This window comes from Paenibacillus sp. FSL L8-0470 (assembly GCF_038008625.1).
In the GTDB taxonomy this organism is placed as follows: domain Bacteria; phylum Bacillota; class Bacilli; order Paenibacillales; family Paenibacillaceae; genus Paenibacillus_AQ.
The window spans coordinates 5,749,678-5,772,394 of record NZ_JBBOZM010000001.1 but is presented as its reverse complement, the minus strand read 5'-3'; the positions used below and the strand labels follow the sequence as shown (position 1 = coordinate 5,772,394).

Sequence of the window (22,717 nt, the reverse complement as noted above, 5' to 3'; positions counted from 1 at the left end):
TTGCAGCGGAGTTTTATTCCCTGAATTCTTTTAAGAACAGCAGGTTTAACTAAGTAAGCAACACTCCAAGGAGGAGCATAAGATGAGCGAAAACAAAGTGAGCACCCCAGCTGGGGCCGGCTACCGCGCCCAGAGCATTGAACCCAAATGGCAGAAGTTCTGGGATGAGAACAAAACGTTTAAGACAGGTGAGGATTCAAGTAAACCGAAATTTTACGCCCTGGATATGTTTCCGTATCCTTCAGGTGCAGGGCTGCACGTAGGCCACCCGGAAGGTTACACGGCGACGGATATTGTCTCCCGTTACAAGCGGATGCGCGGTTATAACGTGCTGCATCCAATGGGCTGGGATGCCTTTGGACTTCCGGCAGAGCAGTATGCGATGGATACCGGACAACATCCGCGTGATATCACTTTCAAGAACATTGACAATTTCCGCCGCCAGATCAAATCGCTGGGCTTCTCCTATGACTGGGACCGCGAGATCAGCACAACCGATCCGGGCTATTACAAATGGACGCAATGGATCTTCATCCAGCTGTACAACCGCGGCCTGGCATATGTAGCTGAGGTATCGGTGAACTGGTGCGAAGCTTTGGGTACGGTGCTGGCCAATGAAGAGGTTATTGACGGCAAAAGCGAGCGCGGCGGTCATCCCGTCGTCCGCAGACCGATGCGCCAATGGATTCTGAAAATTACAGAGTACGCCGAACGTCTGCTGGAGGATTTGGAAGAGCTGGATTGGGAAGAAAGCATCAAGGATATGCAGCGCAACTGGATCGGCAAATCAACCGGTGCGGAAGTCAATTTCGCGATTGATGGACATGATGCAGCATTGACTGTGTTCACAACCCGTCCGGATACCTTGTTCGGCGCAAGCTACTGTGTGCTGGCACCAGAGCATAAACTGGTTGATGCTATCACGACAGAAGCTCAGCGTGCTGCGGTCGCGGAATACCGCGACAAAGCTGCCCGCAAGAGTGATCTGGAGCGTACGGATTTGGCCAAGGAGAAGAGCGGCGTATTCACCGGCGCTTACGCTATTAACCCGGTCAATGGAGCACAGGTGCCGATCTGGATCGCCGATTATGTGCTGGCCGGTTACGGAACCGGAGCTATTATGGCGGTTCCGGGACATGATACCCGCGACTGGGAATTCGCCAAGCAATTTGGCTTGAACATCGTCGAAGTAGTACAGGGCGGTAATGTGGAAGAAGAAGCCTATGGCGGCGATGGCCCGCATGTGAATTCCGATTTCCTGAACGGTCTGGATAACAGCGAAGCCATCGTGAAGATGATTGCCTGGCTGGAGGAAAAGGGCAGCGGCCAAGGCAAGGTAACCTACCGCCTGCGTGACTGGCTGTTTAGCCGCCAGCGCTATTGGGGCGAGCCGATTCCGATTCTTCATTTGGAAGATGGCACGATGAAGACTGTTCCGGTGGATCAGCTGCCGCTGGTGCTGCCTGATGTGGACGCGATCAAACCTTCGGGTACGGGCGAATCTCCGCTGGCCAACGTCACCGAGTGGGTGGAAACCGTTGATCCGGAAACCGGGATGAAAGCCCGCCGCGAGACGAACACAATGCCGCAATGGGCCGGCAGCTGCTGGTATTACCTGCGCTATATTGATCCGCATAATGACAAGGAGCTGTGTTCGCCGGAGAAGCAAAAGGAATGGCTGCCGGTTGATCTGTACATTGGCGGAGCTGAACATGCAGTGCTTCACCTGCTGTACGCCCGTTTCTGGCATAAAGTATTGTATGATATCGGTGTAGTGGATACCAAGGAACCGTTCCACAAGCTGGTGAACCAGGGCATGATCCTGGGCAACAACAACGAAAAAATGAGCAAATCACGCGGCAATGTCATCAACCCGGATGAAATTGTGGAAGCTTTTGGCGCAGATACACTCCGTGTCTATGAAATGTTCATGGGGCCGCTGGAAGCAACCAAGCCTTGGAATGAAAAAGGTGTGGAAGGCATTCACCGCTTCCTCTCCCGCGTATGGCGCCTGTTCGTGAACGAGGACGGCAGCCTCAGTGCCAAGATTTCCGTGGATGGCGGTACAGACGAGTTCAAACGCACCTGGCACAAGACACTGAAGAAGGTTACCGAGGACTTCGAGAATCTGCGCTTCAATACGGCGATCAGCCAGCTGATGATCTTCATCAACGATGCCTATAAGCAGGACAGCTTGTCCCGTGAATCGGCAGAGCATTTCGTACAAATGCTGTCGCCGCTGGCACCGCATATTTCTGAGGAGCTCTGGCAGCTGCTGGGCCACGAAGGCAGCATCAGCTATGTATCATGGCCAGCTTATGATGAAGCTTTGACGGTGGATGCAGAAGTGGAGATCGTTGTACAGGTTAACGGCAAGATTGTAGGGCGTGCACAGATCCCGCAGGATATGGGGCAGGAAGACATGCAGAATCATGCATTGGCTCTTCCTAGTGTGAAGGCGGCTGTAGAGGGCAAAACCGTACGCAAGATCATTGCGGTTCCCGGAAAGCTTGTAAATATTGTAGTGGGTTAAGCGAAGAACGCATTTTTACCCGCAGCTACGGAGTATTCCGTGCTGCGGGTTTTTTGTTAAGGTTCAAAATTCATGGATGTTCCAATGCAGCTCGGAGGCCCGCTTTTTCTCAATCCGTTCAGGCTTCTAGCGATCCAAAGGGCCTTGCACAATACCGTCCCGGCCGAAGAGTGAATTAAGCCTGTCGACATCCTCATCGTATTTATCATGCGTTGTGGTAATCAGCCGCTCGAATACGCCTTCCAGACTGCTGCGCAGATGATTTAAGGCTTCTGCTGTAATGCCTCCGCGGACAGCGACACGTTCCTGCAGCTCCTGCGGGGTGAAGTCTGCTTCTGTCAGCAGCTTGCCTGTCCCGAGCAGCATTTCTCCGGCTAGACGGCTGACCAAGGCTTCTTCAATACCAGTGGCTTCCACTGCTGCGGCGATCCAGCGTTCGATGAAATAGCTGATAAATGCAGGACCGCAGCTGGAGAAATCCGAAGCAATTCGGGTATGGTTCTCCAGGATTTCCGCCGGAACACTTATGAAAGACAGCAGTCTCAGGAGCAACAGCCTGTCTTTTTTATTAATTCTGCTGCCGAAAATGCATAGTGAAGTTCCGCTTTTGACACTGTGGGTGATGCTGGGGATGACCTTGGCTATTTTGGACGGCAGAACCGATTCCAGATGGTACAGCTGGACCGGACTGGTAATGGATACGACAATCTGCTCACTATTCAGACAGGGTGCAATTTCATCCGTCAGCGTTTTGAATTCCAAAGGTTTGACACATAAAAATACAATGTCGCTGCCAGTCGCGGTATCCCTGTTGCTGCCGCATATGGTGATACCAGGGTGGTGCTTCTGAAGCTGAATCAGCCGGGTTGAACTGCGGTTGCTGGCCAGCACGTCGCATGCATCAAGTGCTCCTGAAGAAAGAAAGGCGTCGATGAGCAGACTGCCCATGCTGCCTGTTCCGATAAATCCCACTTTCATTCTGTGGTTACCTCCTTTCCCTGAGTTGCTGGGCTTGCAGGAATACTCTTCGTTAAATGTATGCAGTGTACACTTGGACACATGACAGGTTTCGCCCGCATTTTTGAATAAAATTCCAGAAGTTGCGTCATATTTGGTTTTGCATAAGGATTGCATAAATAATCAGGGCAAATTGTAGAGGAGGACAGGTACTTGAATAAGAGAATGATGGTCAGTGTTATTGTAGCAGTACTGCTGGGAGGAGGGCTGGTCTGGGCTGCGGATCGGGAAGAAGACAGCGGCATCTCCGGGTGGGAGACGATGGACACCTCTATGGCGCTGGCGGTTGGCGGAGCGAATACAGAGGAAACACTCCCCGCTGGTAAGAGCAGCAAGTCAGCTGCGCTGCAGAGTGAAGGCAGTAAAGAGGGGATTGAAGTAAACGGAGGAGCCAAAAAAGCCGGAGTAGCAGCACAGGCTGGTAATACTGCGTTTACTAGAGCCGGGGCGGACAGCGGTCCAAATGCTGCTGACCCGGCTGGAGGGGCCGCATCTCAGGATAATAGCGGGACCGGAGGGGGCAAGGCGGCGGCAACGGCGGGCACACAAACAGCTGGGACCCCCGCAGTGGCAGGCGGAGAGGGTATCCCATCGGCACAAGGCGCAGCTTCCACGGCACAAGCTAATGAGAAGACGGAAGGGAAAATCAATGTGAACACCGCCGGAGCCGCAGAGCTTATGGATTTGCCGGGAATCGGCGAGAAGAAGGCGCAGGCGATTATTGATTACCGCAGCAGCAAGGGGGCTTTCCGCAGCTTGTCCGAACTAGGAGAGGTGAAGGGGATTGGGCCAAGGATGCTGGAAAAGCTTGAGCCTCGGGTACTGTTTTGAAACGGGAGATGCCGTTTCCGGAGATGAGGAGACTGTTCTCCTAGTGAAAGCAGGCTGCAATATGCTACAATAGTGAACAACTATTGAAGAGAAAGCGGAGATTACTGATGAGTGTGGCCTATCGCAAAAACTGGGATACATATTTTATGGATATTGCCTGCATGGTTTCTACGCGTTCGCGTTGCAACCGCCGCCATGTCGGTGCTGTGCTGGTGCAGGGCAAGAAGCTGCTGGGTACCGCGTATAACGGAGCGCCCATGGGAGTTCCTGACTGCTCGGAGGCGGGCTGCATGGTCTCCGAACAATATGAGCGGGAGATCGTAGACGGTGTGGAAACGATGGTGAAGAAGCAGCGCTGCATCCGCACAATTCATGCCGAGCAGAATCTGCTGCTGTTCACTGACCGGAGCGACCGGGAAGGAAGTACGGTCTACGTCACCGATGAGCCTTGCTGGACCTGCGCCAACATGCTGGCCAACAGCGGTATTGTGGAGATTGTCTATTTGCGCCCGTACCGCAAGGATATGGAGAAGGTAGAGAATATGCTGACTACCAAAGGGATCATATTCCGCCAATTGGAGAATTATGAGCCACCGGCAGAAACGATGATCACCGTCTCGGAGTAACAGAATCCATGCGAAATTAAATGAGTAAAGGGGAAGAACCTCTGTATGCGCGGATGTACGCGTATATTGGGGTTCTTTTTGTTGTCCGGTTATTTCAGAAGGAGGGGAATAAATGAAGGGAAGGCCGTTGTTAGGGTTTACAGTCTGCTGGATCACAGGAAGTGCTGCAGCCTGCTTGTTCTCGGGCTACAAGCTGCTGATTCTGTGGGCAGGCTGTCTGCTGCTGCTCGCGATCTATGCAGCCTGTGGGAGATTGGGCTGGAAGCAGCTTGCAGTATTCGCAATATCACTTGCTGTCGCCGCCCTGTATTGGGAGTGGAATGAAGGCCGCAATGTCAGTCAGCTGCCAGAAGTGCTTGCCTCGCAACCGGCAGAGCAGCAGGAGAGTAATGTGGAAGCCGAAGGCATGATTGTGTCTCCTGTGGAACGGGACGGGGACCGGGTGGATTTTACGCTGAAGCTGTCACAGATACGGAGCAATGCAGCAGGGCAGACTGCAGCACAGGTGAAGGGGGAACTTGTCGCCGTTCAGATCAAACTCCAAGCTGAAGCGGAAATTGCCGTGGCCGCCAATTGGGCAAGAGGAGACCGGGTGGTGCTGACGGGTGAACTGGTACTGCCGGGGGAGGCGCGTAATTTTGGAGGCTTCGATTACCGTGCTTATCTGCATACCCAAAGAATCCACTGGCTCCTGAAAGGAAGCGGGGGCGGAAGCGTGGAGGCTACGCCTCCAGAGTCTTGGGGAGCTTCAACCCTGCTGCGCTGGAATGATGCGGCGCGTATTGTGCTTGGGGCTGAAATGGACCGCTTGTTCCAGGACCGGCATTCGGGATATATGAAAGGGCTGGTGATCGGGATCCAGGACGACCTGGACCCGGAGACCTTCCGGCAGTTCTCACAGCTGGGATTGACCCATATTCTGGCGATATCAGGCATGCATGTGGCGGTGTATGTCGCCGTGCTTTTATTTATCCTCAGGCATTGCCGGGTAACAAGAGAAACGGCGCTGACTGTTACACTACTTCTGGTTCCGGTATATGTGTTGTTATCCGGGGCAGGGCCGTCAATTGTACGGGCGGGACTGATGGGCATGATCGCGCTTCTTGCCGCGCGGCTTGGGATGCTCAAGGACGGTCTGAATATTCTAGCCGCTGCGGCACTTATTATGCTGGTCTGGAATCCGTATTTGCTGATGAGTGTCAGCTTTCAGCTGTCATTTCTGGTGACGGCAGGTTTGATGGTCTATGTGCCGCTTGCAAATCCTTTGATGAAGCGTCTGCCGGGCTGGCTGGGAAGTTCCATATCGGTAACCCTGATCGCCCAGCTGGTTTCCTTTCCCCTGACGATTTATTACTTTAACCAGTTTTCGCTGCTGTCCTTTGCTGCAAATCTGGTGCTGGTGCCCTTCATCACTTTTTTGGTACTGCCGCTGGGAACATTGGCTCTCCTGCTGGGCTGGTTCTGGGAAGCTGGTGCAGGTGTTGTCGCAGATGCTGCCGAACTGCTGAATAATGCCACCTTTGGAGCGGTGGAATGGGTTAACGGCTTCTCCGGTGGGGTGCTGATCTGGCGCTCACCTTCACTGCTGTGGATTTGCGGCTATTACCTCCTGCTGTACGGGCTGCTGTACGCCTTGAAACAGCGGGCAGGGGCACAGGTACGGGAGATTCCGCAATACATGGAGGATGAAACCAGGCCGCTGGCTGAACTGGCCCCGGAAGGCAACGGCAAAGGCAAAGGAAGAAGCCGTGAACGCGATGCCCTGGCGTTATCCTTCCAGCCCCGGGGCGGAATTAGACTGGCCGGATCTGCGGTTCTGATATGTGCTGCCGGGCTGGTGCTGCTGCTCTACAGGGGCTACCATGTAGTGAGCCTTGAGGGTGCGGGAGCCATCAGTTATCTGGATGTGGGGCAAGGTGACAGCATCCTGATTACAACCCCCGGAGGGGCGCATATTCTTGTCGATGGAGGAGGGACACTGAGCTTTGGGAACAAGGAGGAGTGGCGCATCCGCCGTGATCCCTTTGAGGTTGGAGCGAAGACATTGCTCCCGTTGCTGAAGCAGCGCGGCATCCACCGCCTGGACGCCGTTATTTTGACGCATGGTGATCAGGATCATGCCGGGGGACTGCAGGCAGTGCTGGAGGGAATGCCTGTGTCGGCTGTGCTGTTCAATGGCACGCTGGCTGAGCGTGAGCCTTACCGGAAGCTCATGAGGACCGCTATTACGAAGAAGGCCCGGCTGTACGCTGTGCAGCAGGGGCAGACGCTGGCTCCGGATGATCAGACGAAGCTGTTTTTTCTGTGGCCGGAGCCGCCGCAAACTGACGGGCAGTCTGTACTTCCGGCAGTGGAAGACCAGAACCACGAATCGGTGGTGTTTCGGCTGGAGATGAACGGACGTAATTTTTTGTTTACCGGAGATATGGATAAAGCGTCGGAGCAGGCGGTAATTCTGGCAGCAGAACAGAGTGGACTAGACAGTGGTGCAAAGATCGATGTACTGAAGGTTGCCCACCACGGAAGCAAGACCGCGACCGGAGCCGAATGGCTGGAATTTTGGAGGCCGGCTTTTGCTGTGATTTCAGCAGGCGTCAATAATTCGTACGGGCATCCGAACGGCGACGTATTGGAACGTTTGGCGGAATCGAATACTGCGGTATACCGGACCGATTTGCATGGGGAAATTCAATTGAAGGTGCAACAGGAGGAGATTGCAGTTCGCCATAAGCTTAGGGCAGCTCAGGAGGAACAGCCAACACCGGAGAAGGAGAAACGATGATTTTCCTGACTTTAAGGGGGGGCTTATAAAGGGATAAAAGCAAGCAGCAGCAAATTATTAATTTCAGAGGAAAATGATGGAACCCTTTGCGAGCTAGAGAGTCTTATTGGCGAGAGGTGATAACAAAGATGCACAGCGAGAAATTGTCCTATACAATGGCGTGTACACCGTCAATGACGCTGCGGGAAATGATGGAGAGTTATGGCTCCGATGTCTGGCACTATGCTTTTTTTCTGACACGCAGCCGCGAGCAGGCGGATGATATCAGTCAGGAGGTCTTCTTGAAAGCCTATCGAAATATAGGCAAATATCGCGGTCACTCGACGCTGAAGACCTGGCTGCTGACCATCACCCGAAATACGGCGTTCAGCTGGAGAAGGAATAACTTCTGGCGAAGGTTCATTCCGCTGGGCGAGCAGCATACTCCAGGCCAGGCGCGTTCTGCGGAAAAGGAAGCAATGGGCAACCAGTATGTCAGCCGGATTTGGGAGATTATTATGGAATTGCCTGATAAGCACAGAGAGGTCCTGGTGCTTGATATCCAGCAGGGGCTGTCGATTGCTGAAATGTCCAGAATGCTTGGTATAGCGGAGGGAACGGTCAAATCCCGCTTGTCCCGGGCCAGAGAGAAAGTAAGAGCGGCGATAAAGGAGGAAGAACTGTGAAAAGTCAGCACTCAGATAAAGAGGGAAATGTCATGTTCGGGGCACAGGACTGGTACGCCAAGGCCGGGCGCATTCCCTTTCAGGACGACGGATTCACACCGGAGCTGATGGCCCGGATACAGCAGGCGGCAGATAATCAATCAGCGGGCAAGCGGATTTTCCGCTCCGGCAAAAGCCTTGGCCTGGCGGGACTGGCTGCAATCCTGCTGCTCGGGGTTTTGGTTTGGCCGTTCAGCGAATCGGGCGCGGGGAGATACATAGATCAGGTATCCTCTCTATTCAGCAGCAGCACAACTGCTGAATTGCCGCCATCAGCTGTAGCTTCAGCTTCTCCATCAGCGGCTTCACAGGGATTTAATCCGCCTATAGGCTCTGCAGAGTTTGAAATTGGCGGCCAGAAGTATTACATGCCCCTGCCAATGGACCGTAACAAAGCACTGGCTTACGCAGCCGAAACCTCGCAGGGAATCATTTGGTCACCGCCACCGCCAATGGTGAACTATACTAAACCGAAGTATACACACAACACGGAGCCGTACACGCTCTATTTGACGCCTAAAGGCCACGCGGAGCTGTCGGCTGCAACAGCTCAAAGAATATACACTTTCCCGCTCTACGCCGGTGGTGCGCAGTCGTATTATGAACTGGCCGGAATCTATGGAGCCGGAGACTATATCCTGATGGTGAACCGCACATACACAGTAGGTGAACCAGGGCTGCAATCCGAGGCCAAGCTGTCTGTAATTAACGTCAAAGAGGCGGCTGACGGGAGGGCTGCAGAGCCTTGGGAACTATTGACTTTGAAAAACGAATTTGCTGAGTCCAAATCTTTTATCGCTGTCAACCCGCAGGAGGAAGAGGTACTGCTATTGTATTATGTTGAAGATGGAAAGGGAGGTTATACCGCCCACAATAAGCTTTATGATATCAAAACAGGCAACGTGCAGATTCTGGAAGGCACCATCAGCACGGATGAACAAGTTACTGATGCCAAAACTAACATATCTTTTATGGATAGCAACATCAATACGCTAAAGGAGAGATTGATATTGACCGCTCATTATGAAGTGCAAGGTGAGAAACGGTCAACGGAAATCACTTTGCCGATAGGAGAACAATGGTTATTTGATTGGGAACAAGAATATGGGATAAATGTAGATCCCTGGAGATAAAAATATACCTTCTTCATCTATCTGCTCAATCGGTTACTAGATAATTTACTAAAAAAAAGCTATACTTTTTGATAATATCAGAAAGTATGGCTTTTTTGCTGCTGCTCTCTGACTGTTCGTGAATACAAGTATTTTTTATAAGAAAGAGTGGAGCGGAAAAGATGAAGAAGCTGACCATAGAGGATGTTGCCCAAAAGGCGGGAGTGTCGAAAAGCACGGTCTCGCAATTTTTGAATAAACGGTTTAAATATATGAGCGAAGCTACCAAAAACCGGATTGCTGCCGTCATTGAAGAGCTGAATTATCAGCCGAACGGGCTGGCCCGCAGCCTGAAGCAGAACCGCACGTTTATGGTCGGTGTCATTGTGGCCAATATAGATTATTCGCTGTCGATTCAATGCATCAGGGCGATTGAGAATGAGCTGCAGCGCCACGGGATACAAGTCATTATCTGTAATGCCGACGAAAATGCCGATAAGGAGAATACTTACGTGGAGACGCTAGTGGCCCGCCAGGTGGACGGCCTCATCATCTTCCCGACAGGAGACAATCCTTCCGCCTATACCCGGCTTATCGAAGCCCATTACCCGCTCGTATTTATGGACCGGCTGGTGGAAGGGGTCACTACGCAAAGCCTGCTGCTGGATAACGAAATGGCAGTGAAGACCGCAGTCAAGGAGCTGGTGCGGCATGGCCATGAGGCGATAGCCCTGCTCTCGCTGCCGCTTGGAGAGCATGCCATTACGCCGCGCAGGGAACGGATGAGCGGCTTCAGGAAGGCGATGGAGGATGCCGGGCTGGCGCTGAACGAACAGTATATGCGCAGCGTCCCAAGGGATGAAATCGCTTCGGCCCTGGATGCGCTGCTCGCTCTGCCGCAGCCGCCGACAGCGCTGCTTGCAGCCAATGACCTTGTGCTTGGGGAAATTCTCAAGTACGCCAACCGCCACTCCATTGCCATTCCCGGCCGGTTGTCCGTCATCGGCATTGACGATGCCGAGTTTGCACGGATTTATAACCCGGATATCACGACCATCCGGCAGCCGGCCTATGAGATGGGGATGCAGGCAGCCAAAATCATGCTGTCTTTAATTGAGAACGAGGATACTTCCGTTCCGATCACCTACCGGTTTCCTCCCGCACTCCAGCAGGGGCAGTCCGTTCAGGCACCGGCTAAATAAAACGGTTTATAAAGCACTGTTAATCACAATCTGATCTGTTCAGCCTCACAATGAAAAGCCCTACACAGTCCCTTTAAAACTGTGTAGGGCTTTTCATACAGTTATTTTACAGTCAGTGAGTATTTGCCTAATTACACGTTAGCGTTCATAAACTTTTCCAGCCCGTCCCGTGTTGGCAGTCCGTCCATATCACCTGGCGACATTACAGCCAAAGCGCCGATGGCATTGCCCCGCTTCACTGCTTCCCCTACCGGCAGCTGCTCCAGCAGCGCGCTGATTACGCCGACAGCGAAGCCGTCACCGGCACCTACGGTATCAACAACCTCTTCTACCTTAAAGCCATCGACATAACCTTCTTCTCCGCCGGAGGTTTTGTAATATGCGCCTTCAGGTCCCAGCTTGATCACGACCAGGGATACGCCCCGATCCAGGTAGTAGCCGGCAATATCCTCCGGTGTGTCCAGTCCGGTCAGAATCTTGCCTTCTCCAAGCCCAGGCAGGAACCAGTCACAACGTGTCGCCAAGTCGTTGATTGTACTAACCATAGTCTCCTTATCCGGCCATAACGTGGGGCGCAGATTAGGGTCAAGAGAGACGGTTTTTCTGTTCTTTTTCATAAATTCCATGGCATGCAGGGAGAACTCATGACAGGTCTTTGAAAGTGCAGAAGAGATGCTGGTGACATGTAAGTGACCGGCGGAAGTGAAATATTCTTCATTGAAGTCGGCCAGACTCAGCTTGGAGGCTGCGGAATTTTTGCGGAAATACTCCACCTTCGGATCACCGGTCAGTACCTTGGATTTGATCAGCATGCCTGTCGGGAATTCCTTGGTGTACGTAATACTCTCCGTATCTATTCCCTCTTTCTCCAGCGCTAAGGCAATGAATTGGCCGAAGTTGTCTTCACCAAGCTTGGTGACATAGCCGGTCTTGTGTTCCAGGCGCGACAACCCGGTCGCTACATTGCTCTCTGCCCCGGCAAGCGCCTTGGAGAATGAAGTGGCCTCATGCAGCGGTCCGGCTTCATTGGCATAAAACATCGCCATCGGTTCCCCGAATGTGACTGCGTTTAATGATTTGCTCATGGATAATTCCTCCTCAGGGTAATGATCTAAGCCCTGTATAATGATTTGTAATTTGAAATTATCATATAAATCGGTTTTGTACAATAAGTTATTACGCTTTCATCGTAGCCTGTATAGAGAATTTAATATTGTATATAACATAAATCCTTTATTTATAAGCATTTTGTGACTGAAGCTAAGAATTAACTCGTTATTCACATAAATATATATTGACTGTAGACAGCATTGTTATTACTATTTTCATATAAGGTTTTGAGCTGATGTTAGTAAATTAGATAAATTAGTTTATCTAAAGAAGTATTTCTTACATCCTATATTCGAATAAAGAAAGGGAGTTAACCGATGAAGAAAATAAAAGTATTGCAAAACATCACATCCGTTGGCGTAGTTGCCGTTATCCGTGCGGACAATGCCGATGATGCTTATCGGATGTCTGCCGCCTGTATTGAAGGCGGACTGAACAACATTGAGGTAACCTTTACTACACCGGATGCCGATGTGGCAATTAAACGGCTGGTAGCTGATTTTGGAGGCCGTGCTGTGATTGGTGCAGGCACGGTGCTCGACCCGCTTACCGCAAGAATCGCTATTCTCGCAGGCTCGGAATTTGTGGTCAGCCCTTCCTTCGAAGAAGAAACGGCGAAGATGTGTAATCTATATGGGATTCCCTACATGCCAGGCTGCTTGACGCTGAATGAAATGAAGGAAGCGCTCAAGCTGGGTGTGGATGTTCTGAAGCTGTTCCCGGGCAGCGCTTTTGGACCGGATTATATCAAAGCGGTCAAAGGTCCGATGCCGCATGTCAACATCATGCCGACAGGCGGCGTGGATCTGAACAATATGGAGAAATGGATTGCAAACGGCTGTATCGCTGTAGGCATTGGCGGCAACCTTACCGCCCCCGCCAAGCATGGCCGCTATGATCAAATCACTGAGCTGGCTGCCCAGTATGTAGCCAAGTTCAAGGAGATCAAGGGCGTATAAACCTTGAATCCCAAATGTTACAAGACAGAAGCCGTTCGACCGGGTACTTGCCGGCCGGACGGCTTTTGCCGTTCTTTTCAAAGCTTCATTGTATAGAACAGGGACAAAAACAATAAACTGTAGAGTAGAAAGCGGCGTTATAATTTAGTTTGCCGGGAGTGAGTTGGATGTCTGCCTATAACAATAAGCTGCTAAGCCCAGCTACTGAGGATGACGCGCAGTATATATGTATTAAATGTAGCAAGCATGGCTGCAAGGTGACGGTGGGCCAGATTTACAGGCTGGAGCGAAACTACAACAACCCGCAGCTTTTTGTGGGCGGTGAAATCTATATTGTGGATGATGAGCAGAAAGACAACTATTCCATTTTAATGCTGTGCCAAACTGTCTTGTATAAATAGGATGAATGATTGCCAAATACATAGATTTAGCTGTCAGCCCCACTCCGTGGGGCTATTTAGTTTCAATTTTGTAACGAACTTCTATAAAAGAGTATTTGAAGATTCAGTGCTTCCCCTGTATGCTTAGTAAGGATTATAGACCGTTCCGGTGAAACTAAGGGCTGAAACCCTAGCGTCCGGAAAGACGTAATAAACAAAGTTTGGTACCCTAAAAATAATGATTACAGGCTTGCAACAAATCCGCAGTCTTGCGCGTCAGTAAGATTGCATAGAGAGGGGGAACCTTCGTGGTGGAGCAGGGACTCATCAGAGCCGCTCAAGCGGGCGATCGCGACGCTCTAATCACCCTATTGCGAGAAATTGAGGGACATGTATATAAAACAGCCTTCTATATTCTGCATAATGAACAGGACGCTCTGGATGCATCACAGGAGGCACTCATCAGAGTGTATACCAAAATTGGTTCATATGAAGAGAAGGCACAGTTCAAAACATGGGTTCAGCGGATCGTTACCAACATTTGCATTGACAAATTCAGAAGAACAAAACCTACAGTTTCAATTGATGAACACGAAATGGTGTTTCAGGACAATAAACATAATGTGGAGCGCGAAGTGATGTCCGCCTATTTGCAGGAGGATATCCGCGAAGCGATTGACCAACTCCCTGAGCATCACCGCACCGTGATTGTACTGCGGTATTTGCAGGATTTTTCTTACAACGAGATAGCAGACTGCTTAGATTTGCCTTTGAATACAGTGAAATCTTACCTGTTCCGGGCAAGGCAGCAGCTGCAGAATAGACTTCAGGAGTACCAGAAAGGTGGTGTATCAGGATGAAATGCGCGGAGGTGATGGAATGGATGCACCGCTATTTGGATCATGATCTCAGTCAGGACGAGATGATTGAAATGTTCCGTCATATTGATGATTGTTCTTCCTGCGCGGAAGTCTTTGACCGGCTTCAGCTGCTCTCCCAGCAACTGGAGCAGCTGCCGGACGTGAAACCCCCATTCAGTCTGGTTGACTCAATCCTGCCTCAGCTTGATCAACTGGACCTAAACGTCCAGGGGAAAAGCGCAGATGCGGTAAGCCCTGAAGAAGAATCAAAGGTCGTGCCTTTTTCCCGCAAAAGCACCCATGGCAAAGCTTCCAAGGGAGCTTCCCTGGCAGCGCGGACAGGCATAGGAGCTGCTGCGGCAGCGGTTATCCTGCTTATTGCTATGTTTAATATGCCGGGCAGCATGCCGACGGCGGATGTGGAGCAATCGCTGCAACAGACAGCTGAGAACAACGCCAGCAAAGAGGCCTTGAGCATAATGTCCTCGGATGCTTCGGGTTCCGCTCAGGATGCTGCACCGGGTGAGAACAAGCAAGAGGTGAAGAACTCCGAGAAGGTAGATCCTACTTCCGCTGACGGGGGCCAGAATACCGGCGGCAGTACCGCACCGGCAGAGACTTCTGCTCCTCCAACCGCAAAAGCAACGGATAAAGCTCCTGCCATGACGAGAAAGTCTGGATCAGATAAGCGGTCTTCAAGTAGGAAAGGCACTACCGGAACAGCAACTCCGGCACCCGGAGCTGCGGATATGGACTCCAAAAGCAGCAATAACGATATGAAGGGGATAGGATTGGACGAAGGCGGGGATCCGGCAGCAGCCGACAGCCAGGAGTCTCTGGATGCCTCTCATGAGCCCGGGGCGGGGGAAGATAGAAATATGGGCTTTTCTGCTCTCAAAGCCCAAGCTTCGTGGACCTCACCCGATGGCCTCTACACAGCTGAACTGGCCGAACAGCAGCTGGTAATTTATAAGCTTCCTTCAAACGGGCCAGAGCAGGAACGGACGGTCCTGACCTCACTTCCACTGGAAGGAGCGTGGGTTTCCGGTAACTGGTCGGCTGACGGACTGCAGTTCTCCTATGTGACCGAGCAGAACGGCGCTGAAGTAGCCAATGTATATACAGTTCCTGAAGCCGGTGTCTCTCCCTCATCGGCAGCATCATCCGCAGCATCACCGGATTCTACGCCGGTAGCTTCACCTGCTGTTACCCCGGACGCGGCAACGTCCAATAAATAATTGCAGAGTGGAACTTTTTGAGAGCTAGTGGAATATGCTATGGTAAGAGGACAGGAATTTCAGGATTTGCGAGTTTCATCGGTATGACCGCCGGAAGGGAAGTTTCTAGAGCTTTTCCTTCCGTCGTTTATATAGATGCGCCGCTGAAACGGAGCAACTTTGGTCAACGCTGCCGAAGTTGCTCCGTTTTTGCATGTCATGCTGCAGAAAAACTTGGACGGCTAGAGAGAAAGACGCCTATGTTTATAGCTGCTTTTTTGTTAAAATATAAAAATGTATTGGATTCATACTAAGCGTTGAGGAATGCAATGGAAAAGGAAGTGGCGGGATGGATGCCAAAACGGCGGCCAAGGACATCAAGCAGGGGAATATTTCACCACTGTATGTTTTGTACGGCAGTGAGAAGTTCCGGATGAATGAATTTGCGGCCTTTCTGGAGGAGCATCTGATTGCCAAAGAGGACCGTGACTTTGCGGTGATCCCCTTCGATCTCTCGGAGACGCCTGTGCAGGCCGTTATAGAAGAAGCGGAGACTGTGCCGTTTATGGTGGAGCGGAAGCTGCTGCTGGTGAGAGATGCTTCCCTGTTCACGGCGGGGAAAGAGAACGCAAAGATTGAGCATCGTGTAGAAATGCTTAGCGATTATATGCAGCAGCCGGCTGATTTCAGTGTAATCGTATTTATGGTCAATAATGACAAGCTGGATGAACGTAAAAAAATCGTCAAAGCGGCCAAAGCCGCAGGCACGGTGCTGGCCTTCAATCCGCTGGGTGCGGAAGAGCTGCTGCGCTGGGTGGAGAAGGGCTTCCGTGAGCGTGGCTGCAGCGCAGCGTCTGGAACAGCGGAGGCGCTGGTAGCCAGTGCCGGGACAGGGCTCCAGGGGTTGTCAGCAGAGATGGACAAGCTGTGCTTGTTCGCAGGTAAGGGCGGAACCGTGGATGCCGCAGCAGTGGAGAGTCTGGTACACCGCGGCACTGAGCAGAATGTGTTCACCCTGGTGGAGGATATAGCGAACTTACGCCTTGACAAGGCGCTTAATACACTTTACGAGCTGCTGAAGCAGCGCGAGGAACCGATCAAGATTGCCGCGCTGATCGCCCGGCAGTTCCGGATCATTCTGCAGGTTAAGGATTTGTCCGCCCTCAGCTACTCACAGGGGCAGATTGCTTCGCAAATTGGACTGCATCCCTATGCCGTCAAGCTGGCTGGTGAGCAGGCCCGTAAATTTGAAAGCCAGCGCCTGCGGAGTATTCTGAGCACCCTGGCCGATTTGGATTACAAGATGAAGACAGGAGCCATAGACAAGGTGCTTGGGCTGGAGATGTTTATGCTGCAGCTGGGCGCTTGAACCGGAACAAGACCATTCATAGAACATACTGCAAAAAAGCCTGCCCCGTTGCGTAATATCACCGGGCAGGCTTTTGCAGTTCCTACTATTATAAAGGGGGAAATGGGCACAAAAAAACCTAACCGTATGCAGCATAGCGGTCAGGTTCTTAGAATGCTCATTATGAATGTCGCCCTTGGCTTAGGCTTCTGCCTTAAGAGCGTTCAATTTCTTCGCCAAGCGGGATTTTTTGCGGGCAGCCGCATTTTTATGAACCAGACCTTTACTTACGGCCTTGTCCAGCTTTTTGGAAGCAGCTTGGAAAGCAGCTTGAGCAGTTTCAACTTCCGTTCCTGTCAGTGCTACATCAGCAGTTTTCACAGCTGTACGAAGCGCCGACTTCTGGGAAGCGTTCAGTGCACGGCGTTTTTCGGTCGTCTTGACACGTTTAACCGCGGATTTGATATTTGGCATTGCATTCACCTCCTGGAAGACATTCGAAATCATCATATGATTCACAACTTAAAATAGTTTAGCATGACCGTTAGCAAAAAGCAACACTAAAAGCTTTTGAATTAGCTTCAAATGTGATACCTATTTTGAATTTGAATTAAACCTTGCTGCCCTGAATAAACCATAGCTATCTCTCGCACACTATCGACAAAAAGCAAAAGCTAATGCTCATTAAATTATAAGGAGGCTGAACTATCAATGGAACTGGATCTTCAGCTGTATTCGGTACGTACGGATTTGGCGGTAGAGGCAAAGGAAATGGCCCAGGGACCGCAAAAAACGCCGATTCCCGGTGTGAATGAAGAGGTGGAAGAAGAGGGCGGAATCAAGGTAACCCGGCTTGGAGTAGCTAATAATGCAGGATCACAGGCTATCGGGCGAGCGATCGGAAATTATGTGACGCTGGAAGTTCCGGCGCTTCGCGGCGGAGATACCGGTCTGCAGCAGAAGGTTTCCACCGTGTTTGCCCGCGAATTTGAACAGTTCCTGAACCGGATCGGAATCAACAAAGACTCCTCCGTGCTAATAGTGGGACTGGGCAACTGGAATGTAACTCCGGATTCGCTCGGTCCGCTGGTGGTGGAGAACGCGCTGGTTACGAGACAGTTCTATGAACTGGTTCCGGATCAGGTCTCTCCCGGCTACCGCAATGTGAGTGCGATTGCCCCGGGTGTGCTCGGACTGACCGGCATTGAATCGAGCGAGGTTGTGCAAGGGATCGTAGACCGCACGAAGCCGGATGTCATTATTGCGATTGATGCACTGGCCTCCCGTTCACTTGAGCGGATCAATACGACGATTCAAATTGCCGATATCGGGATTCATCCGGGTTCGGGAATCGGCAATAAACGGCGTGGACTGACCCGGGATATTCTGGGGATTCCCTGCATTGCTATCGGCGTTCCTACCGTTTGTTACGCGTCCACCATCGTCAATAATGTGCTGGAGATGATGAAGAATCACTTTGCACAGGTTGGAGACGGGGCAGCCCATACGAAAGAAATCATGGGTATGCTGGATGATATCTCCGAGCAGGAGCGGCTTGCGCTGGTCAAGGAAGTGCTTGAGCCGCTGGGACATGATCTGATTGTTACCCCTAAGGAAATCGATGAGTTTATTGAGGAAATTGCCAATATCGTTGCCAGCGGGCTGAATGCTGCATTGCATGAAGCCGTGGATCCAGGCAATGTCGGAGCCTACACGCATTAATTTTCACCTGAATATAGAGCCCGTACAGGCTGCCGAACGGCAAAGCCTGTGCGGGTTTTCTTCTGTTACCGGCTGGCAGATTCCACCGCTGCTGTTTCTACTTATCTCTTTTTCGGTTCTAGTATTCCTCCCTGGCTCATAGATTTGAAATATAAGAGATTACAGAGGGCTGGAGGAGGACATAACAATAATGAACAGAAAATGGTTTCAGCTGTGGAATATCGGCCGGCTGCGGGGAAAGCTGCTGGATGTTCTGTCGCTGGGGAGAACAATGCTGCTGCTGGCCGGAGGTTCACTTGTGTTTTTCATGCTGCTTGGAGCCGGTGGATTAGCCGGACAGAAGCTGAACTCTTCACCCATTCCTTCTATGAAAGGATTGGCTGCTTCGCTTTCCAGCGGATTCTTTATGGAGCTTCTGGGCATGGAGGTTCCGCATTTGCCTAAAGGGGACGAGCCTTCGGCATTTTCGGGCCCAAAGGTCACCTCCTTCGTGTTCCGGCTGCTGACAAGCGTCGATCCCGGTGATCCGAAGAGTCTGCTCTCGCGTGAGGTGCCTGGGCTGGCAGCGGATGATCCTTTCCTGCTCCGTAAAGGCTCAGGCGGCGCTACGGGAGCACCGGCTGATTATCATCCGGGCAGTGATGAGCTGGCCTCGGACGGCGGAACAGGGACTGGCGCAGAGGGTATGGTGGATGAACACGGTCCATCTCCGGCGGAAGGCACAGACAACCCGGACACAGAGGCGTCTCCGCAGCCTGAGGCTACGGCGATGCCTGACTCTTCCGAGACCGGAGAAAACGGGGGCAACAGCAGCCCGGGTGATAACGGGGGGAATGTGCAGGATACATCAATTAAACGCATTCTGGTCTACCACTCCCATCCCCGCGAGGCTTACAATCCTCTGCTGGGGGTGCAAAGCGACAATCCAAGCTCCGGCGTGCCTTCCAAAAATGTAATGCTGGTAGGATCATATATAACAAAGCGGCTGGAAAAGCGGGGAATTGGAACGGTGCATGCACAGGAGGATTACGCGACGAAGGTACCGGATTACAGCTGGAATTTTTCCTATAAATATTCACGGATGACCATTAAATCAGCACTTGCCGGGAATCAGGAAATGACTGAGCTGATCGATATACACCGAGATTCACAGCGCCATGGCAAAACGACTGCAGAAATCGGAGGCAAAAGCTACGCCCAGGTCTATTTCATTCTTGGCCATGCGAATAAGAACTGGAAGAAAAATGAGGCTTTCGCCAACGAGATTCATCAGCTGCTGGAGAAAAGCTATCCGGGTCTCTCACGGGGCATCTGGGGCAAGTCGTCCGGAAACGGAAACAACGGGGAGTATAACCAGAGTCTTTCACCAAACAGCGTGTTGATTGAGGTGGGCGGAATTGACAATACTGCCGAGGAGCTGAAGCGTACAGCAGACGTTCTAGCCGATGCCATCGCAGATGTGTACTGGAGCAGCCATGACGCCGAAAAAGCTGCCGCCCCGGGCAAAAGCGCCGATACGCAGACGCAGGAAAGCGGAGCTGAGGGCGTCCAGGGAGCAAAAAGCACAGGCAGCGTTTCTTAATTCATAAAGTGCTATTTAAGTGGGCTGGTTTTACAGCAAGCATTAGCAAGTATTAAAAGGAGTGACAGCTATGTCGCGGTTCGGGAAAAAACTGACGATAGTCGGAATTTGGGCGGGAATCGGCATATTAATTGGTATGCAGTTTGGAGGCGTTGGCAGCAGCGTCGCTAAGAACTCCGCGGTGCTGCCGGGCTGGAACGGAATATCCGGGACCCCCCAGACCGGACAAGCAGCAGGAGCATCCGCCATGACTGGAACAGGGGCGGGAGCCGTTAAGGGTGGGCAGGCCTACGTTTATGTGCCCGTTGCTATAGATCCGGCAACAGGTGCTTACACGGTGCTTCCGGGGGTCCACACGCAAACCGTGGTACCTAATGGCACCGAGCAGCTCCCGCAGCAGGAAGTGAAGGATTACAGCACGCTGACCCCGGAGCAGATTCTGATTCCGGAGGAGCAAAACAGGGGAGTGGATGTGCTGGCGGATAAGACGGCAGGCCTGCTGCAGCAGGCTTCGCAAAAAAGCATCCGCTGGGTAGTCTCCCTGTTTGACTCTGTCGAAGAGTGACAGGCACCCCGCACGAAGAATGCATCCGGTTTATTCATTGCAGCTGTAAAGGCCAGGAAGAGCCTTTATAACATAGGCCTTATATGAAAAGACATCAACCGGATGTCTTTTCTTTATTTTCCTGCGGGGGACGGGATTGATGGGGGAAGCGCGTACTGTTATAATAAGTGGATTAACATTAGGCTGTCTGTGGGGGTAAGGAATGACTGACGTTCAGAAAAGACAACAACAAATCCGCAATTTCTCGATTATTGCACATATAGACCATGGTAAATCGACACTGGCTGACCGTATTCTTGAGTATACAGGTGCACTCAGCTCGCGCGAAATGCAAGAGCAGGTGCTTGACCAGATGGATCTGGAGCGCGAACGCGGGATTACAATTAAACTGCAGGCTGTGCGTCTCACCTACCGTGCTGACGACGGCCAGGATTACTTGCTCAACCTGATTGACACACCGGGACACGTCGATTTCACCTATGAGGTTTCCCGCAGCCTTGCGGCCTGTGAAGGCGCTTTGCTGGTAGTGGATGCGGCGCAAGGGATTGAAGCGCAAACGCTGGCTAACGTGTATCTGGCATTGGACAACAACCTGGAAATTCTTCCGGTTATCAACAAAATTGATCTGCCAAGCGCCGACCCGGAACGGGTTAAGCAGGAGATTGAGGATGTGATCGGACTGGATGCCAGTGAAGCAGTACTTGCTTCTGCCAAAGCCGGTATCGGCATCAAGGAAATTCTGGAGCAGGTCGTCAAACAGGTTCCTGCACCAACCGGCAACTCTGAAGAACCGCTGAAGGCATTGATCTTTGACTCTCACTATGATCCGTACAAAGGCGTTATCGTCTATGTCCGTGTTATGGACGGAAAGATCCGTACCGGGTCCAAGATCAAGATGATGGCAACCGAGAAGGTATTCGAGGTTATTGAAGTCGGGGCGTTTATGCCGCGCATGGCCATTGTCGATGAGCTTAACATCGGCGATGTCGGCTTTATCGTAGCCGGAATCAAACATGTAGGCGACACCCGTGTCGGGGATACAGTGACGGATGCTAAGAATCCAACCCCGGAACCGCTGCCTGGTTACCGTAAGATCAATCCAATGGTATATTGCGGTCTATATCCGATCGAAACATCGGATTACAACGACCTGCGCGAAGCGCTGGAGAAGCTCCAGCTTAATGATGCGTCGCTCAGCTTTGAGCCGGAAAGCTCAAGCGCGCTCGGTTTCGGCTTCCGCTGCGGCTTCCTCGGACTGCTGCATATGGAGATTATTCAGGAGCGGATTGAGCGCGAATTCAATCTGCCGCTGATTACGACAGCACCGAGCGTTATTTACCGGATTATGCTGACCAACGGTGAAATGCTTCAGATCGATAATCCGTCGCATTATCCGGAGATTGGTACTATTGATTACGTGGAAGAGCCGTACGTTAAGGCCGCGATTATCGTCCCGAATGATTACGTGGGTACCGTAATGGAATTGTGCCAGAATAAACGTGGTGAATTCGTTAACATGGAGTATCTCGATTCCAATCGGGTGACGATTACTTATCAGATTCCGCTGTCGGAAATCGTATATGATTTCTTCGACCAGCTTAAGTCAGGCACGAAGGGCTATGCTTCCTTCGATTATGAAATTTCCGGCTACCGCCAGTCCAACCTTGTGAAGATGGATATTGTCCTGAACGGAGAGCAGGTCGATGCCCTATCGTTCATCGTCCACCGCGACCGCGCGTACAACCGCGGGCGGATCATTTGCGAGAAGCTGCGCGGCATCATCCCGCGGCAAATGTTCGAGGTGCCGATTCAGGCCTCTGTCGGCACGAAGGTTGTTGCCCGGGAGACTGTTAAGGCGATGCGCAAGAACGTTCTTGCCAAATGCTACGGCGGGGACATCTCGCGTAAGCGGAAGCTGCTGGAGAAGCAGAAGGAAGGCAAGAAGCGCATGAAGCAGGTCGGCAGCGTTGAGGTGCCGCAGGAAGCGTTCATGGCCGTGCTGAAGATTGACGAGTAAACCGTCTTAAAGGATGTCAATGGCAAGTGATTGCTCTGCAAGGGAAGCCGTCAGGCTTCCCTTTTGTGATAAGTGAAGTATGGATATCGGGAAGATCAAGGCCTTTCCAATATAAAGGCGTCAAGATTTCTCTATAATCAAGTCAGCTTT

General features: G+C 51.7%; 19 protein-coding genes. 16 read left to right on the top strand and 3 right to left on the bottom strand.

Annotation, left to right across the window (positions count from 1 at the left end; genetic code table 11):
* The first annotated feature begins 82 nt into the window (after positions 1 to 82).
* Complete coding sequence (gene leuS / locus NST99_RS26335) at positions 83 to 2,533, top strand: leucine--tRNA ligase (RefSeq protein WP_341095620.1); 2,451 nt, start codon at positions 83 to 85, stop codon at positions 2,531 to 2,533.
* Positions 2,534 to 2,659: 126 nt separating this feature from the next.
* On the opposite strand, the gene comER is transcribed toward leuS, so the two are convergent.
* Complete coding sequence (gene comER / locus NST99_RS26330; RefSeq protein WP_341095618.1) at positions 2,660 to 3,511, bottom strand: late competence protein ComER; 852 nt, start codon at positions 3,509 to 3,511, stop codon at positions 2,660 to 2,662.
* 192 nt (positions 3,512 to 3,703) lie between these two features.
* Between comER and NST99_RS26325 the strand changes: the two genes are divergently transcribed.
* The 6 genes from NST99_RS26325 to NST99_RS26300 all read left to right on the top strand — a co-directional run bounded on the left by NST99_RS26325 (position 3,704) and on the right by NST99_RS26300 (position 10,807).
* A complete protein-coding gene (locus tag NST99_RS26325) occupies positions 3,704 to 4,381 on the top strand; it encodes a ComEA family DNA-binding protein (protein ID WP_341095616.1) in 678 nt (225 codons plus the stop codon).
* Between the two features lie 107 nt (positions 4,382 to 4,488).
* Positions 4,489 to 5,007, top strand: coding sequence for a deoxycytidylate deaminase (locus tag NST99_RS26320; protein WP_038595511.1), 519 nt, complete (start codon positions 4,489 to 4,491; stop codon positions 5,005 to 5,007).
* Between the two features lie 112 nt (positions 5,008 to 5,119).
* On the top strand, positions 5,120 to 7,789 hold the full coding sequence (locus NST99_RS26315) for a ComEC/Rec2 family competence protein (protein WP_341095613.1): 2,670 nt from the start codon (positions 5,120 to 5,122) through the stop codon (positions 7,787 to 7,789).
* 128 nt (positions 7,790 to 7,917) lie between these two features.
* Positions 7,918 to 8,454, top strand: a complete 537-nt coding sequence (locus tag NST99_RS26310; RefSeq protein WP_341095611.1) for an RNA polymerase sigma factor — start codon at positions 7,918 to 7,920, stop codon at positions 8,452 to 8,454.
* Positions 8,451 to 9,626, top strand: coding sequence for a hypothetical protein (locus tag NST99_RS26305; RefSeq protein WP_341095610.1), 1,176 nt, complete (start codon positions 8,451 to 8,453; stop codon positions 9,624 to 9,626). Before NST99_RS26310 ends, NST99_RS26305 begins: the two co-directional genes overlap by 4 nt.
* 161 nt (positions 9,627 to 9,787) lie before the next feature.
* A complete protein-coding gene (locus tag NST99_RS26300; protein WP_341095608.1) occupies positions 9,788 to 10,807 on the top strand; it encodes a LacI family DNA-binding transcriptional regulator in 1,020 nt (339 codons plus the stop codon).
* 131 nt (positions 10,808 to 10,938) lie between these two features.
* On the opposite strand, the gene NST99_RS26295 is transcribed toward NST99_RS26300, so the two are convergent.
* Positions 10,939 to 11,892: a sugar kinase gene (locus NST99_RS26295; RefSeq protein ID WP_341095607.1), complete on the bottom strand. Its 954-nt coding sequence runs from the start codon at positions 11,890 to 11,892 to the stop codon at positions 10,939 to 10,941.
* Positions 11,893 to 12,234: 342 nt separating this feature from the next.
* On the opposite strand from NST99_RS26295, the gene NST99_RS26290 reads away from it, so the two are divergent.
* The 5 genes from NST99_RS26290 (at position 12,235) to holA (ending at position 16,702) form a co-directional block, all read left to right on the top strand.
* Entirely contained in the window at positions 12,235 to 12,876 is a 642-nt protein-coding gene (locus NST99_RS26290) for a bifunctional 2-keto-4-hydroxyglutarate aldolase/2-keto-3-deoxy-6-phosphogluconate aldolase (RefSeq protein ID WP_038595505.1), read from the top strand.
* Between the two features lie 167 nt (positions 12,877 to 13,043).
* Positions 13,044 to 13,277 carry a hypothetical protein gene (locus tag NST99_RS26285; protein ID WP_341095605.1) on the top strand — a complete coding sequence of 78 codons (234 nt, stop codon included), beginning with the start codon at positions 13,044 to 13,046 and terminating at the stop codon, positions 13,275 to 13,277.
* Between the two features lie 287 nt (positions 13,278 to 13,564).
* Positions 13,565 to 14,116, top strand: coding sequence for an RNA polymerase sigma factor (locus tag NST99_RS26280; protein WP_038595503.1), 552 nt, complete (start codon positions 13,565 to 13,567; stop codon positions 14,114 to 14,116).
* Complete coding sequence (locus NST99_RS26275; protein ID WP_341095604.1) at positions 14,113 to 15,354, top strand: zf-HC2 domain-containing protein; 1,242 nt, start codon at positions 14,113 to 14,115, stop codon at positions 15,352 to 15,354. Before NST99_RS26280 ends, NST99_RS26275 begins: the two co-directional genes overlap by 4 nt.
* Before the next feature lie 328 nt (positions 15,355 to 15,682).
* Positions 15,683 to 16,702, top strand: coding sequence for a DNA polymerase III subunit delta (gene holA, locus NST99_RS26270; protein ID WP_341095602.1), 1,020 nt, complete (start codon positions 15,683 to 15,685; stop codon positions 16,700 to 16,702).
* A gap of 180 nt (positions 16,703 to 16,882) precedes the next feature.
* On the opposite strand, the gene rpsT is transcribed toward holA, so the two are convergent.
* Positions 16,883 to 17,155, bottom strand: a complete 273-nt coding sequence (rpsT, locus tag NST99_RS26265; RefSeq protein ID WP_038595494.1) for a 30S ribosomal protein S20 — start codon at positions 17,153 to 17,155, stop codon at positions 16,883 to 16,885.
* Positions 17,156 to 17,392: 237 nt separating this feature from the next.
* Here rpsT and gpr point away from each other — a divergent pair, with 237 nt between their 5' ends.
* From gpr to lepA, 4 genes are all read left to right on the top strand, one after another.
* Complete coding sequence (gene gpr, locus NST99_RS26260; protein ID WP_341095600.1) at positions 17,393 to 18,403, top strand: GPR endopeptidase; 1,011 nt, start codon at positions 17,393 to 17,395, stop codon at positions 18,401 to 18,403.
* Positions 18,404 to 18,593: 190 nt separating this feature from the next.
* Complete coding sequence (locus tag NST99_RS26255) at positions 18,594 to 19,985, top strand: stage II sporulation protein P (RefSeq protein WP_341095598.1); 1,392 nt, start codon at positions 18,594 to 18,596, stop codon at positions 19,983 to 19,985.
* A 70-nt stretch (positions 19,986 to 20,055) separates the two neighbouring features.
* Positions 20,056 to 20,550, top strand: coding sequence for a hypothetical protein (locus tag NST99_RS26250; protein ID WP_341095597.1), 495 nt, complete (start codon positions 20,056 to 20,058; stop codon positions 20,548 to 20,550).
* A 202-nt stretch (positions 20,551 to 20,752) separates the two neighbouring features.
* Complete coding sequence (gene lepA, locus NST99_RS26245; RefSeq protein WP_341095595.1) at positions 20,753 to 22,567, top strand: translation elongation factor 4; 1,815 nt, start codon at positions 20,753 to 20,755, stop codon at positions 22,565 to 22,567.
* Positions 22,568 to 22,717 lie beyond the last annotated feature (150 nt).

Coding starts and splice junctions, on each gene's coding strand:
- leuS (WP_341095620.1), top strand. CDS start 83: ATGAGCGAAAACAAAGTGAGCACCCCAGCTGGGGCCGGCTACCGCGCC.
- comER (WP_341095618.1), bottom strand. CDS start 3,511: ATGAAAGTGGGATTTATCGGAACAGGCAGCATGGGCAGTCTGCTCATC.
- NST99_RS26320 (WP_038595511.1), top strand. CDS start 4,489: ATGAGTGTGGCCTATCGCAAAAACTGGGATACATATTTTATGGATATT.
- NST99_RS26315 (WP_341095613.1), top strand. CDS start 5,120: ATGAAGGGAAGGCCGTTGTTAGGGTTTACAGTCTGCTGGATCACAGGA.
- NST99_RS26310 (WP_341095611.1), top strand. CDS start 7,918: ATGCACAGCGAGAAATTGTCCTATACAATGGCGTGTACACCGTCAATG.
- NST99_RS26300 (WP_341095608.1), top strand. CDS start 9,788: ATGAAGAAGCTGACCATAGAGGATGTTGCCCAAAAGGCGGGAGTGTCG.
- NST99_RS26295 (WP_341095607.1), bottom strand. CDS start 11,892: ATGAGCAAATCATTAAACGCAGTCACATTCGGGGAACCGATGGCGATG.
- NST99_RS26290 (WP_038595505.1), top strand. CDS start 12,235: ATGAAGAAAATAAAAGTATTGCAAAACATCACATCCGTTGGCGTAGTT.
- NST99_RS26285 (WP_341095605.1), top strand. CDS start 13,044: ATGTCTGCCTATAACAATAAGCTGCTAAGCCCAGCTACTGAGGATGAC.
- NST99_RS26275 (WP_341095604.1), top strand. CDS start 14,113: ATGAAATGCGCGGAGGTGATGGAATGGATGCACCGCTATTTGGATCAT.
- holA (WP_341095602.1), top strand. CDS start 15,683: ATGGATGCCAAAACGGCGGCCAAGGACATCAAGCAGGGGAATATTTCA.
- rpsT (WP_038595494.1), bottom strand. CDS start 17,155: ATGCCAAATATCAAATCCGCGGTTAAACGTGTCAAGACGACCGAAAAA.
- gpr (WP_341095600.1), top strand. CDS start 17,393: ATGGAACTGGATCTTCAGCTGTATTCGGTACGTACGGATTTGGCGGTA.
- NST99_RS26255 (WP_341095598.1), top strand. CDS start 18,594: ATGAACAGAAAATGGTTTCAGCTGTGGAATATCGGCCGGCTGCGGGGA.
- NST99_RS26250 (WP_341095597.1), top strand. CDS start 20,056: ATGTCGCGGTTCGGGAAAAAACTGACGATAGTCGGAATTTGGGCGGGA.
- lepA (WP_341095595.1), top strand. CDS start 20,753: ATGACTGACGTTCAGAAAAGACAACAACAAATCCGCAATTTCTCGATT.